Source organism: Vibrio stylophorae (assembly GCF_921293875.1).
Classification (GTDB): domain Bacteria; phylum Pseudomonadota; class Gammaproteobacteria; order Enterobacterales; family Vibrionaceae; genus Vibrio_A; species Vibrio_A stylophorae.
The window spans coordinates 141,423-155,883 of the sequence record NZ_CAKLDI010000001.1 but is presented as its reverse complement, the minus strand read 5'-3'; the positions used below and the strand labels follow the sequence as shown (position 1 = coordinate 155,883).

General features: G+C 48.8%; 11 protein-coding genes. 7 read left to right on the top strand and 4 right to left on the bottom strand.

Annotated elements, in window-relative coordinates; translation table 11 throughout:
* Nucleotides 1-75: 75 nt before the first annotated feature.
* Both L9P36_RS00725 and L9P36_RS00720 read left to right on the top strand, forming a co-directional pair.
* Nucleotides 76-2,046: an AsmA family protein gene (locus tag L9P36_RS00725; RefSeq protein ID WP_237464160.1), complete on the top strand. Its 1,971-nt coding sequence runs from the start codon at nt 76-78 to the stop codon at nt 2,044-2,046.
* The gene (locus L9P36_RS00720; protein WP_237464158.1) at nt 2,046-2,609 is read left to right on the top strand and encodes a GNAT family N-acetyltransferase; all 564 of its coding nucleotides are present in this window, start codon (nt 2,046-2,048) and stop codon (nt 2,607-2,609) included. The genes L9P36_RS00725 and L9P36_RS00720 overlap by 1 nt, the downstream gene beginning before the upstream one ends.
* Here the strand turns inward: L9P36_RS00720 and dtd are convergent.
* From dtd to typA, 4 genes are all read right to left on the bottom strand, one after another.
* Entirely contained in the window at nt 2,606-3,043 is a 438-nt protein-coding gene (gene dtd / locus L9P36_RS00715; protein ID WP_237464157.1) for a D-aminoacyl-tRNA deacylase, read from the bottom strand. The genes L9P36_RS00720 and dtd overlap by 4 nt on opposite strands.
* A 30-nt stretch (nt 3,044-3,073) precedes the next feature.
* Entirely contained in the window at nt 3,074-4,027 is a 954-nt protein-coding gene (locus L9P36_RS00710) for a virulence factor BrkB family protein (RefSeq protein ID WP_237467811.1), read from the bottom strand.
* A 58-nt stretch (nt 4,028-4,085) separates the two neighbouring features.
* Nucleotides 4,086-4,646, bottom strand: a complete 561-nt coding sequence (locus L9P36_RS00705) for an AAA family ATPase (protein WP_237464155.1) — start codon at nt 4,644-4,646, stop codon at nt 4,086-4,088.
* 107 nt (nt 4,647-4,753) lie between these two features.
* Complete coding sequence (typA, locus tag L9P36_RS00700) at nt 4,754-6,580, bottom strand: translational GTPase TypA (RefSeq protein ID WP_237464153.1); 1,827 nt, start codon at nt 6,578-6,580, stop codon at nt 4,754-4,756.
* Between the two features lie 455 nt (nt 6,581-7,035).
* Here typA and glnA point away from each other — a divergent pair, with 455 nt between their 5' ends.
* From glnA to L9P36_RS00675, 5 genes are all read left to right on the top strand, one after another.
* On the top strand, nt 7,036-8,445 hold the full coding sequence (gene glnA / locus L9P36_RS00695; protein WP_237464151.1) for a glutamate--ammonia ligase: 1,410 nt from the start codon (nt 7,036-7,038) through the stop codon (nt 8,443-8,445).
* A gap of 109 nt (nt 8,446-8,554) precedes the next feature.
* A complete protein-coding gene (locus L9P36_RS00690; RefSeq protein WP_237464149.1) occupies nt 8,555-9,106 on the top strand; it encodes a DUF4124 domain-containing protein in 552 nt (183 codons plus the stop codon).
* A 116-nt stretch (nt 9,107-9,222) separates the two neighbouring features.
* A complete protein-coding gene (glnL, locus tag L9P36_RS00685; RefSeq protein WP_237464148.1) occupies nt 9,223-10,278 on the top strand; it encodes a nitrogen regulation protein NR(II) in 1,056 nt (351 codons plus the stop codon).
* A 51-nt stretch (nt 10,279-10,329) separates the two neighbouring features.
* A complete protein-coding gene (gene glnG, locus L9P36_RS00680; RefSeq protein ID WP_237464146.1) occupies nt 10,330-11,727 on the top strand; it encodes a nitrogen regulation protein NR(I) in 1,398 nt (465 codons plus the stop codon).
* Nucleotides 11,728-11,837: 110 nt separating this feature from the next.
* A complete protein-coding gene (locus L9P36_RS00675; RefSeq protein WP_237464144.1) occupies nt 11,838-14,447 on the top strand; it encodes a bifunctional diguanylate cyclase/phosphodiesterase in 2,610 nt (869 codons plus the stop codon).
* Nucleotides 14,448-14,461: the final 14 nt, after the last annotated feature.

Here is a 14,461-nt window from a genome sequence, read left to right as displayed (position 1 = left end):
TGCCCCCAAATTCCATGCAAATCACTTGCACCGCCAAAATAAATGGGCGAGGCTAAATGCTGCGAGGAGGGACCCATGCTGCGCCTTATTAAACTCTTGTTATCTCTTGTAATTGTCATCATGGTTGCATTTGGTAGTGCATTGGCTGTGCTACACACACAATATGCCGTCCCCATGGTTCAGTGGCTGGTTGAGAAAACCACCCCTTACGCCCTTGAAGTCGCTGATATTGATTACCACATTGAATCCCCTTGGGAAATCACCCTCAGCCAAGTCACCCTCACCGATCAGCAGAAACAAACGCAAAGCCTCAGCGCCGAGCGTGTACAGCTTTGGCTCACCCCTTTTGAAATTCTTCGCGGCCATTGGCACTTTGATACCATTTTAATCGCCGCGCCCAATTTCAAACATTGGCAGCCCGACCAACTGTTATCCAAAACCTTTGTCGCCAAGCGACTCGCCATTCATCACTTTCATTATAGCCAAGGGGATATCGCCTTTGTCGATGGCAAATTGCAACTCGACAACTGGACACCGAGCAATGACGATTTATGGCATTTTGATGGTGAGTTTCAGTTTTCAGCCAAGCAACTCACTTGGCATCAAAGCCAGCTCGATCAGATTCTCTTCTCAGGCCATAAGCAGGGTAAGCAATGGACCTTTAGCGGTATTTCAGCGGATTTTCTTGGTGCCCAGCTACGTGGCGATATCAGAGTTGATGAAAGCGATCGCACCATTCGCGTCACGGGTATGACCATCAGCGATCTGCGTTTACAAAATTGGCAGCCGCTCAGACAGCTCAAGCAGCAATTTGAACACTATGGCCAAGCAGGCTATCACCTGCTGGTGGAGCGTCTAGATATCATGGGCATGAGTGTCGCGGAGGAAAATCACAGCGTTGAAGAGCTCAACATTGCGGTGCACCGCTTTGATACCCGTAAAGGTCGCTGGCAGCAAAAAGATGCCATTGTTTCATTGCAGGCCAGCGATCTCATTTGGGATCACTGGCAAATTCAAAATCCACTGCTGGAGCTGCGCATTCAGCCGAATCGCTGGTATATCGATGGCGCCTCATTAAAAATGCTCGATGGCTATATTTGTCTCGAAGGGGAAATATCCCCGCAGCAAGCGAAAATTCATAAACTCGATATCAACAGCATTAAATGGATTAGTACAGGTCCGGTTCGCCATGCGTTGCAAGCCTATATTGCCACCCTAGACAATCTAGCGATTGATGAGCTAGCGGTGCACTACAGTCACTATATCGACCCCGATGAAGATTGGCCGATGCAGCTCAGCGCACTCAATGGTGCAGGTAAGCAGCTGATTCTCAAGCGTGATGGACAATATGGATTATGGCATGGTGAGCTGCAACTCTCCGCCACCCAAGCCAGCTTTAACCAAGTGGATTTGCGCACCCCAGAGCTGATTATGTCGACTGAAAAAGGGCAGTGGCAGATGGCGCTCAACACCCTGTTTAGTCATGGTTTGATGCAGGCAACAATGCAAATGGACTTAGCGCAAATCAGCAAACCTTGGCAACTCAGTATTAAAGCTGATGGCATTCCAGCGAATCTCTACCAGCGTTGGTTCCAATGGCCGCTGCCAATTCTCGGCGATCACGACCTCACCCTCAACCTCAGTGGATTAGCCGCTGATCGCACCGCGCTCAATCACACCCTAAGCGGCGATATTCGCTATGAGTTTCGCGATCTCAGACTGGATCGCATGAGTGAAAAAACGCTGTGGCAACAGCTCAGTGATACGCAGTGGCAATGGCGACAAAGCTGGCCGCTGGAAAAACTCAGCAAGAGCGTGACTTTGGATGATGCCAAGGGAGAATTTAGTATTGATCGCGGTGAGCTCAAATTGCCCGCGACACAACTACAAGGCCAACAGATGCAAGTGATGCTCAAGGGCAACTGGCGTTTTGCTCATCCTAAACAGCAAAACCTCACCTTACAGGTGGACTACGACTGTCATCGTTTAAGTCGCCAGTGGTCTCAAGGCCAAAGCGAACTCAAAACCGATGAAAGGTGCCAGTAATGACAGGCGTTGTGCTAACCACACCTCGCGTGATCATTCGTCCTTGGCGTGAAGAGGATCGCCAGCCCTTTGCGCAAATGAGCCAAGACCCTGCGGTGATGCGCTATTTCCCTAATCATCTCAGCCTTGAGCAAAGCCATGCCATGGTCGATAAAATGCAGCAGCTCATTGAGGAAAATGGCTGGGGATTTTGGGCGCTAGAGCGACAAAGCGATGGTGCCTTTATGGGGCTTGCCGGACTGCACCGACAAAATAGCAGCTTTCCCAATGGTCCCTTAGTGGAGATTGGTTGGCGTTTAGCTCAGGAATTTTGGCATCAAGGCTATGCGCAAGAAGCGGCGCAAGCCATTTTAACTTTTGCCTTTGAACGCCTTAAATTAGCGGAGGTATATGCCTTTACCGCGCTTTGTAACGCACCATCAAGGCAGCTGATGACTCGCTTAGGCATGAAGAACTGTGAGTCTGATTTTGACCACCCTAAATTGCCGGTGGATCATCCACTTTGTCGCCACTGCCTTTATCGCATCAGCGATCTGCAGTGGCAACAAAATAAGGGACGTTAAACTTCCAGCCAGAAGGTCACTGGACCATCATTAACCAAGCTAACCTTCATATCTGCCGCAAACTGACCGGTTTGGGTGTTGACGCCTTTGCTTTGACAACAAGCAACAAAGGCTTCATAGAGTGCGTTGGCTTTATCTGGATGAGCTCCTGAAGAAAAGCTCGGCCGCATCCCTTTTTGGGTATCTGCCACCAGTGTAAATTGCGATACCACCAGCACCTCACCACCGGCTTGCTGAACATTGAGGTTCATCTTGTCATTTTCATCGGAAAAAATGCGATACCCCAGCACCTTGTGACAGAGTTTTTCCACTTTCGCCTGATCATCATCAGCAGCAACACCAAGCAGTACCAAAAGTCCTGCACCAATCTCGCCCACCACTTGGCCATCGACACGTACCGCAGCTTCGCTCACGCGCTGAATCAAAGCAATCATATCTATCCTTATCAAATCACGCCGCAGCGTCTAGGAGTCTATCTCTTTTGTTTGTCCTGTTTTTGGACCTACCACCACGTCGCTATTGGCATGGTTGGTCGCTGACGAAACCGCTCTGGCTTGCGCACCAAATCGAAGTGCCATGGGACCTTGGCGGCGGTCATATCGCCACTGCTCGCCCTCTGCCAAACTGACGGTAATTTCAGCGCCAAGCAGCACCAAAATCCAACACAAATACACCCAAACAAAGAGAATGGGCACAATTGCCAAGGCGCCATAAATCACTTGGTAGGATGGAAAATGAGTCAGATACAGGGCAAAAATCTTCTTGGTCGCTTCAAACAGCAGCGCGGCAATCAAAGCGCCCACAGCAGCGTGGCGAATTTTCACCTGAGTATTGGGCACGATCATATACAAGCCCCAAATCGCCAAGCTCGAAACCATCACAGGGAAAAAGCGTAATAATGTTGGCCAGATGGAGTGTAAGGTCTCACTATCATGAAGAATACTGAGCGACAGCACGTAGGAGCTCACCGCTAAACTGGCACCCATCATCAACGGGCCTAAAGTAAGCACCATCCAATACACTGAAAAAGACACCACCAAACGGCGCTTTTGTTTGACTCGCCAAATGTAGTTGAGGCTGCTGTCGATATTGGAGATCAGCATAATTGCGATCACAAATAGCGCGCCCAAACCTATGGTGGTCATGCGTCCCGCATTGGCAACAAACTCGTTGAGATAGGTTTGCAGTGTATCGCCCGCAGTCGGCACGAAGTTATTAATCACAAACTGCTGCAGCTTTACGCCGGTGTCCGCAAATTCAGGAAAACGAGCAAGCGCCGAAAAGGTCACCGTGACCATGGGCACCAAAGAGAGCAAGGTGACATAGGCCAGATAACCCGCGGTCACTGTCATCCGATCATGCACTGCGCGCGCCCACAGGTGATGGCCAAATCCATTGAGATTATAGAAAAAAGGCATCACCCGCTGAAATCCAGCGCCGACAACATGCCCCATCTTATTGAGACCCTTGTGCATATTAGACAGATAGCTCACGCTCGCTCCCAGTCTGTTCCTGTTGCAGATAATCCAGAACCCACTGCGCGCGCTGCTCGATAGGCAGCCATGGCACGGTGACCACTTGATAATCCAATTGTTGGTAAGTATGCACCAACTGCTGGTGAATATGTTGCGCTTCATCAAAGGGATGTGGACGAACCGCATCTTGCTGATAAATTTGCGCCTGTGGCGGACAGACAAACACCACACCATAATAGCCTTGTGCTGCTTGGCTGTAGTGCGCAGGAATCCCCTCGCCACCCACAGTTAAATAGGCACAAATATCGCCAATGGCGCGATCAAGAAAGTGCCATTGCGCGTCGGTGAGTGCTTGCTCTTTTTGTGTTTGCATCTCCGTGAGACACAGCGCAGCAAAGGCCGGTAGATCGGTCCAAGGCAAAATGCCATCAACACGCAGTTGCTGTTCTTCGATTAAACGGCGAGACACTTCATCACCATAACGAAATCCGCGCTGTGCAAGGGCATTAATCAAGGTTGTTTTTCCCGCACCCGGTCCACCGCTAATAATCACTGCAGACATCGCTCACTCCCTTCTTTATCTAAATCCTTGTGCGCAAAATAAATGCTGCGCTTAAAAACAAAAAGCCTCCCAAAAAGGAGGCTTTGATGCAAGTCGTTGCTGAATAATTAAGCGTTACGAGCTGCGCGTTTACGATCGTTTTCAGTAAGGTATTTCTTACGAATACGAATGCTCACAGGTGTTACTTCTACCAATTCATCGTCATCAATGAACTCAAGCGCTTGCTCAAGGGTATATTTCAACGCAGGCGTTAGTACTTGCGCTTCATCAGTACCTGATGCACGAACGTTGGTAAGTTGCTTACCTTTCAGACAGTTTACAGTCAGGTCGTTTGAACGGTTATGAATACCGATGATTTGGCCTTCATATACTTCGTCCGCATGCTCAGTAAATAGACGACCACGCTCTTGAAGGTTAAACAGTGCGTAAGTCAGTGCTTTACCAGTTGCGTTTGAAATCAATACGCCGTTGTTACGAACACCGATCACGCCACCTTTGTGTGGACCGTAGTGATCAAATGTATGGTAAAGAAGACCAGAGCCTGAAGTTAGGGTCATGAATTCAGTTTGGAAACCGATCAAACCACGTGAAGGCATCATAAAGTCCATACGCACACGGCCTTTACCGTCTGGTGCCATGTCTTTTAGCTCACCCTTACGTAGACCGATGTTCTCCATGATCCCGCCTTGGTGCTCTTCCATCACGTCGATGGTAACCACTTCAAACGGTTCCATCTTCTCGCCATTTTCTTCTTTGATGATTACTTCTGGACGAGAAACGGCAAGTTCAAAGCCTTCACGACGCATGTTTTCGATCAGGATTGAAAGGTGAAGCTCACCACGGCCTGATACGCGGAAACGGTCTGGGTTATCAGTTTCTTCAACGCGAAGTGCCACGTTGTGTACCAATTCTTTTTGCAGACGCTCAAGGATGTTACGTGAAGTTACGAACTTACCTTCTTTACCTGCGAATGGTGAAGTGTTCACCTGGAAGGTCATGGTTACAGTTGGCTCATCTACAGACAGCGCTGGTAGTGCTTCAACTTGGCCTTGGTCACAGATGGTGTCAGAAATTTTAAGCTCACCCAAACCAGTGATCGCAATGATGTCACCTGCAGTTGCAAGCTCAACGTCATGACGCTCAAGACCAAGGTAACCCAATACTGAGCCCACTTTACCGTTACGCGTCTTACCATCAGCACCAACAACAGTGACTTGTTGGTTTGGTTTCACGGTACCGCGAGTCACACGACCCACACCGATAACACCCACGTAAGAGCTGTAATCTAGCTGAGAGATTTGCATCTGTAGTGGACCATCAAGGTCAACTTGTGGTGGCGATACAACATCAACGATAGTTTGGAATAGTGGTTCCATGTTCTCGCCAGTTGCGCCTTCTTCTAGGGTTGCCCAACCGTTTAGTGCAGATGCGTAAACCACTTTGAAGTCCAACTGTTCATCAGTTGCACCTAGGTTGTCGAATAGGTCGAACACTTGGTCCATAACCCAATCAGGACGTGCGCCAGGACGGTCAATCTTGTTGATCACAACGATTGGTTTCAAACCGTGGGCAAATGCTTTTTGCGTTACGAAGCGAGTTTGTGGCATTGGGCCATCAACGGCATCAACGATCAACAATACGCAGTCAACCATTGACATAATACGTTCAACTTCACCACCGAAGTCGGCGTGCCCTGGAGTATCTACGATATTGATGCGGTAGTCGTTCCAGTTAATGGCGGTGTTTTTCGCCAGAATGGTAATACCACGCTCTTTTTCAATGTCGTTCGAGTCCATGACTCGCTCTTCAAGTTCACCGCGTGATTCTAGCGTGCCTGATTGCTGAAGCAGTTTATCAACCAGGGTGGTTTTACCGTGGTCAACGTGCGCGATGATCGCGATATTTCTTAGTTTCTCAATTTGAGGCGTAGACATGGGTTTCTTACTCAGGGTCACTGCAGCGCCTAGGACAGCCGCCACACAATTAAATCGGCCAATAATTTACCAGATTTTTGACCAATTCCCACCTATTATGTGAGCACTATCACCCAAATGAATTTTTCGAAGCCGTAAATTCCGACTATTTTTCACTCAGGCTCACCTCTGATACACCGTAATATCGGGCGTTCACCGGCCACAGCCAAGCAAATCATTGACTTTATTCTAAATTGAGCGCGAAATAAGCACGCAACGAGGGAAACGTTTGCTAATGCACTGAAATGATCCGAGCTTGCACCAATTTGGTGCAAATCTGATGCGAACTCAGGGTGTTATTTCTGAGAAAGTCGCAAAAATAGGGCATTTAAAAAGTTGGCACGCTTCTCGCTTATAGTCTACCAACTTGAGCCATCCGCTCAGGATTGCAGAATTTAACACCGGAGGTTTTTCTCATGTCAGTCGAAAACGTACTTGCACTCATTGAAGAGCATCAAGTGAAATTTGTTGACCTACGCTTCACCGATACGCGTGGTAAAGAGCAACACATCTCAATCCCATCACACCAAGTAGACAACGACTTCTTTGAAGAAGGTAAAATGTTTGATGGTTCCTCAGTCGCTGGCTGGAAAGGGATTAACGAATCAGACATGGTGATGATGCCAGACCTCGACTCTGCGGTACTGGATCCATTCACTGAAGAATCAACCCTGAACATCCGCTGTGACATTCTTGAGCCAGCAACCCTTCAAGGCTATGACCGTGACCCACGCTCAATCGCTAAACGCGCAGAAGAATATATGCGTGCCACTGGCGTTGCAGACACCGTATTGGTTGGTCCTGAGCCAGAATTCTTCCTTTTTGATGATGTTAAATTCAACACCGACATCTCTGGCTCTTTCTACAAAATTGATGATGTAGAAGCGGCATGGAACACTGGTCGTGATTACGAAGAAGGTAACAAAGGCCACCGTCCTGGCGTGAAAGGCGGTTACTTCCCTGTTGCACCAGTGGATTCATCACAAGATATCCGTAGCGCCATGTGTTTGATCATGGAAGAGATGGGCCTTGTTGTTGAAGCGCACCACCACGAAGTGGCGACTGCGGGTCAAAACGAAATCGCTACCCGTTTCAACACCTTGACCACCAAAGCAGATGAAATCCAAATCTACAAATACGTGGTTCATAACGTTGCCCACGCCTTTGGTAAAACCGCGACCTTTATGCCAAAACCTTTGGTTGGCGATAACGGTTCAGGCATGCACGTGCACCAATCTCTTGCTAAAGACGGCGTCAACCTATTTGCAGGTGATAAGTACGGCGGTCTTTCTGAAACAGCGCTTTACTACATCGGCGGTATCATCAAGCACGCCCGCGCACTAAACGCATTTACTAACCCAGCAACCAACTCTTACAAGCGTTTGGTTCCAGGGTTTGAAGCGCCAGTAATGCTTGCTTACTCTGCACGTAACCGCTCTGCTTCAATCCGTATTCCAGTGGTACAAAGCGCCAAAGCACGCCGTATCGAAGTTCGCTTCCCAGATCCAGCAGCCAACCCATACTTGGCATTTGCTGCAATGTTGATGGCTGGCCTTGACGGTATCGCCAACAAGATCCACCCAGGCGAAGCGATGGATAAAGATCTTTACGATCTACCAGCAGAAGAAGCAGCAGAAATCCCAACAGTTTCTGAGTCACTGAAAGATGCCTTGGCATCATTGGATGCAGACCGCAGCTTCTTGACTGCAGGTGGCGTATTCTCTGATGACTTTATCGATTCATACATCAAGCTAAAAGCGGCTGACGTTGAGCGTGTCAATATGACCACGCACCCACTTGAATTCGAACTTTATTACTCTGTTTAATCAAAGTTTGAACTGTATCGCATAATCGCTAAGCCCACGATTTCGTGGGCTTTTTTTATGTGCACTGCCGCCTTATTCTGCTAACTCGCGGACTCTGGAGAACACATTCATGAAGCGCATTATCTTGTTGCTTTGCCTACTGCCTTGCTATGTTGCAGCCCAAACTATTTACACTTGGGTTGATGAAAACGGCGTCACTCATTTTGGTGATAAACCGCGCCGAGGCGCAAAAGTGATGGAGCTCTCCCCGCCACCGCCATCTAGCGATTATGTGCCCGCTGAGCAAAAAGCCAGCCAAACAGCAAAAGCGGATTCAGAGTCCACCGCTGAGAACAAACCTGCTGCGAAAAAAATGGCATCAGGGGTCAGCATTAAAGCGCCCACCAATGAAGAAACCATTCGTAACAATATGGGCAATGTGCCCGTCAGCGTCCGCCTCAAAGGCGGTGAACTTGGTAAAAATCAAAGCCTACAGTTGATGGTCGATGGCCGTGCGCGCATGAGCCCACAAGAGAGTACCAGCTGGCTAGTCAGCAATCTGCCGCGCGGTGAACACCTGATTGCGGTACAACTACTCAAAGATGGCAAAGTTATTGCAACCTCTCAAACCATCAAAGTGTTTGTGCACCGCCCCATTGCGCGTAAGAAAAAAGCAAACTAATTCCCACAGGGCGGCGTAAGCCGCCTTTTTGTTGTGAAGCGAATCACTAGGCAATTGATGCACAAACCGCTACACTGAATTTGCACCATTTTGGTGCAATAACCAGGAAGGTTTGAATGTTGGATCCCTATCAGCAAATATTTCATCACCAACGCAGCGGTATGTTACTGCTCAATGCCCAACTCACGGTGCTGAAAGTCAATGCCAGCGCTGAACAGCTTTTTGGACTCAGCGGTCGACGTCTATGTCAGCAACCCATTGAACAATTGCTTCACCATCCAGAACTCACGCCCAGTCACCTTCGACAAACCATTGACCATCTACACAGCTTTACCTGTAATGAAGTCAGCTTAAAACTGGCAGGACAATGGCTATTGCTTGATATTACCGTCACCGCCTTTGCTGAAGCCCAGCAGCGCTATTTGCTGTTGGAGCTACGACCTGTGGATCAGCAACGCAAACTCAGTCATGAAGCAATGCAAAGTGCGCAGCAACAAGCGGCAAAGGAGCTCGTTCGCGGCCTTGCCCATGAGATTAAAAATCCCTTGGGCGGACTACGCGGCGCGGCGCAACTGCTTGAAAAAACACTACCGACGCCCGATCTCAAAGAGTACACCCAAATCATTATGAGTCAGGCCGATCGCCTACGCGACTTGGTTGACCGTCTACTTGGCCCCCAGCGCCCAAGCCGCTTTATCGCCACCAATATTCACTTGGTGTTGGAGCAAGTTCGCCAGCTGATTCAGCTGCAATCGCCACACATTGAATTAACTCGCGATTACGACCCCAGCCTGCCTGACATCGCCATGGATCCCCATCAAATTGAGCAAGTGCTGCTCAATATTGCCAGCAACGCAGCGATTGCACTGGGTGAGCAGCCCAATAGCCAAATCACCCTTCGCACGCGTACCGCTTATCACTGCGTATTGCATGGGCAACAGCACAAGCTAGTGGCGCAAATCGACATCATTGATAATGGCCCTGGCATTCCGGCACAAATTCAGGATACCCTGTTTTATCCCATGGTCAGTGGCCGCGCTGATGGCACCGGCTTAGGATTATCCATCGCCAATAACCTCATTGACCAGCACCATGGCAAAATCACAGTCACCAGCACGCCGGGTGAGACCTGTTTTTCGATTTTTTTGCCACTCACTGAATCATCAAACTAACGCATCGACCTAAATCATCAATCAGAATCATCAAACCATAAGGAATCACTCATGCTGACCGGAAATATTTGGATTGTGGATGATGACAGTGCCATTCGTTGGGTACTGGAAAAAACCATCACCAGCGCAGGCTTAGGTTGCCGCAGTTTTGAGCGTGCCCCCGCATTACTGAACGCGCTCAAGCAACAGCAGCCCGATGTGATCGTCTCAGATATTCGCATGCCAGAGATTGATGGTTTAACGCTGCTCAAACAGTTGCAGCAAAGCCATCCCGATGTCCCGGTGATCATGATGACCGCACACTCGGATTTAGACGCCGCGGTCAGTGCCTATCAGCAGGGCGCTTTTGAGTATTTACCCAAACCCTTTGATATTGATGAAGCCTTAAATTTAATTGAGCGCGCGTTGAAACATCGCCAAGAGCAACTGCCGCAAGGGCAACAAGACGTAAAAAATAATCAAAGTGGGATGATTGGCGAAGCGCCAGCAATGCAGGAAGTGTTTCGCGCCATTGGCCGTTTATCACGCTCCTCCATTTCAGTGCTGATCAACGGTCAATCGGGCACAGGGAAAGAGCTCGTTGCCCAAGCACTCCATCAACACAGCCCACGCAGTGACCAAGCCTTTATTGCTTTGAATATGGCAGCGATTCCCAAGGATTTAATTGAATCTGAGCTCTTTGGCCACGAAAAAGGCGCATTTACCGGTGCAAACAGTGTTCGCCAAGGACGTTTTGAGCAAGCCAATGGCGGCACACTATTTCTCGATGAGATTGGCGATATGCCGCTGGATGTGCAGACCCGTTTATTGCGCGTCCTTGCTGATGGCCAATTTTATCGTGTCGGTGGCCATGCCCCCGTTCAGGTCGATGTGCGTATTATCGCCGCGACCCACCAAAATTTAGAACAGCGAGTGGCTGAAGGGGATTTTCGTGAAGATCTATTCCATCGTCTCAATGTCATTCGCATTCAGCTGCCCGCACTGCGTGAACGTCAGCAAGATATTCCGCAGCTGGCCAAGCACTTTTTAAAATCTGCCGCCATTGAGCTAGGTGTGGATGCCAAAACCTTGCATGCAAGTACCGCTAAATTGATGCAAACCCTGACATGGCCCGGCAATGTTCGCCAGTTAGAGAACTGCTGCCGCTGGCTAACAGTGATGGCCAGTAGCCAAGAAATCTTGCCTGATGATCTGCCTAAAGATGTACTGACGCCTGCCGTTATTTCCAATGCTTCAGAGAATTGGCAGCAGGCACTTGAGCAATGGTTACAAACGCAATTTAGTGCAGGACACACTCAGGTATTAAGTGCGTTACAACCTCAATTTGAACGTGTACTGATTGAGCAAGCCTTACAATTTTGCCACGGTCATAAACAGCAGGCCGCGCAATTATTGGGCTGGGGACGGAACACCCTCACACGCAAGCTTAAAGAGCTAAATATCAGTTAACAAAGAAGAATTTTGATGTAAAATTGAGCAGCTGCTTGTGATCTCAGTCGCATTCATGACGCGAATATTCGTGTTTACTCATCATCAGAATCATCATTAACGGTAATTCCATGACGCATCGTGGTATTTCATTAAAACAGGCGATTGTTTTTCCAGTTGCGCTATTAATGGCATTGATTATTGCCATTTTGACCTATATCGAACACGTTGGTCACCAGCAACTCGCCACTGAAATTAGCCAAAAGATGCTCAAGGTTACGGTCAAAAATACAGAGACCAAACTGGATGCATTTTTAGATGCACCCTTCCAAGCCAACCGCGTGATGGCCGATAGTATTCGTCATATTATCGAACTTCACCCCGCTAACGATTTAGAAGACATTCAGTCCTATTTACTACAGGCCTATCGCAAACTATTTGTCCATTTACCGCAAATGAGTGCCATGGGTTTTGGTGATGCGCAGGGCAATTATGTTGGCTTTCGTAAGGAAAACGATGAGCAACTGACACTGCTACTCAAAGACCGTCGCAGTGGCTTTAACTTAATCGGTTATCAAGGCATTGAATCTAGCGATCCACAGCGCTTTAGTATCAATCGATATGACCCACGTCAGCGCCCTTGGTATCTTGTGGCCAAAGAGCTGGGCAAATCCACTTGGTCTTCCATCTACTTTAATGTCGATGAGCATGAAGACATCACCATCACCACATCGACCCCCATTTACCTCAATGACAAACTAGTTGGGGTCACCGCCAGCGATATTCAGCTGGAACAATTTAACCAAAAGCTACGCGAACAACAGCGCGAGCTGGGTGGCCTGCTTTACATTATGGATGATCACGGCAAACTCATTGCTCAGTCGATGTCAGGTAGTATTACCACCCACCAACACAATGAAAATCTGCCTCGCCGCCGCATCTATGCGCAGGCTAGTAAGAATCCCATTATTCAAACCAGTGCCCAATTTGTTGCTAACCAAGATGATCGTTACTTTACCGATCACTTCCAATTCACCATTGATGGTGTGCGCTACTATGGCAATGTGTTTGATTTTGGTGCGCGCTATGGGCTGAACTGGAAAATTATCACCATTTTCTCAACGGACGACCTGCTACAACAGATTCCAGATATGCTCAGCACCACGCTGGTCAGTGGCGCACTGATTGCCATCGCGGGTTTGATTATTGGTTTAGTCATTGTCAGCCGGATTACCGATCCGATCATTAAAGTCAGTTATGCTGCTCGCTCCTTGGCTCGCGGCGTGTGGAAGCAAGAGCTCCAGCAACCCAGCCAGATTCGCGAAACCAATATGCTGGTGAACGCCTTTAATGAGATGAGCCAAAAACTGCACCACTCCTTTAACCAGCTACGTCAGCAGTTACTGTTTGACCATCTTACCGGGCTTCCCACCCGTGAAGGCTTGATTGAACATGTACAGCGCAATCCCTATCGCGGTCAGGTGACCTTGGTGCTCATTGGCCTCAACTCTTTTCGCACGATCAAAGACAGCTTGGGTCACCTTATTGGCGATCAGCTGTTGCTTGAGATGCAACAGCGCCTACAACAAAATCTTCCGGCGGCCAGTGAGCTGGCTCGTGTCGGTGGTGATGAGTTTGCCATCTGCCTATTTGATGATGCACTCAACCTACCCAGTGAAGGGGTGATTCAAAGCTTAGTGCAGCTGTTTAACACACCATTTGTCCTTGATCAGCAAGAAGAGATTTTGATCACCGCACGCTTTGGCATCTATCAAACCGAACAAACCGATCAGTCTGATGTGCCAGATTGGCTCAATAAAGCGGGGCTAGCGCTCACCACAGCCAAACAGCCACAATCTGCGGGGATTGAGCGCTACCATGCGGGGCTGTCGCAAAAAACCGTGGATGAAACGCGCATGCTCAGCGATATGCGCCAAGCACTGCGTCGCAATGAATTTTCCGTCTTTTTCCAACCTGTGGTGAATGCTCAGGATGAAACCGTCACGGGTGCAGAGGCGTTGGTACGTTGGCATTGCCCACGCCGCGGCTTAGTCTCGCCGGCACAATTTATTCCTCTGGCTGAAAGCTCGGGAATGATCATCGATTTGGGCTACTGGATTTTAGAAGATGCCTGTCGCCAAGTGGCGAAAAAGATCAGCCAAGAGGGCTGGCGAGATGACTTTAATCTGCATGTAAACCTTTGTGTTACCCAGCTCGGACAAAAGGATTTCATCAGCCAGCTACAAGCCATTTTGCAGCGCAGTGGTTTACCAGCGAAAAACCTCACCCTAGAGATCACCGAATCTCGCTTAATGACACAAGATTTGGAAAGCATGCAGGTGCTACACCAAATTCGTGAATTGGGCATTGGCTTGGCGATTGATGACTTTGGTACCGGCTACTCCTCGCTGGCCTATCTTAACCAGCTCCCCTTTAGCTGCTTGAAGATTGACCGCTCCTTTATTTCGCAATTAGGCCAAGACAAAGCGCACCAAACCATCGTCAACGCGGTGATCAATATGAGCCAAGGCTTCCAATGCCAGCTCGTAGCTGAAGGCGTAGAAACCGCAGAGCAGCGTGATATCTTGCGTGAATTGGGCTGCCAAAGCATTCAGGGCTTCTTCTATGCCAAACCCGCGCCTTTCACCAACTGGCCGCAAATACTGGTCGCACAGTGTGTGCTGCAGCAAAATCGACTCTTTGAGAGTAATCAAACAGAGGAAGAGTCGGCGTTAGACTAGGCGACTGCGAGGAA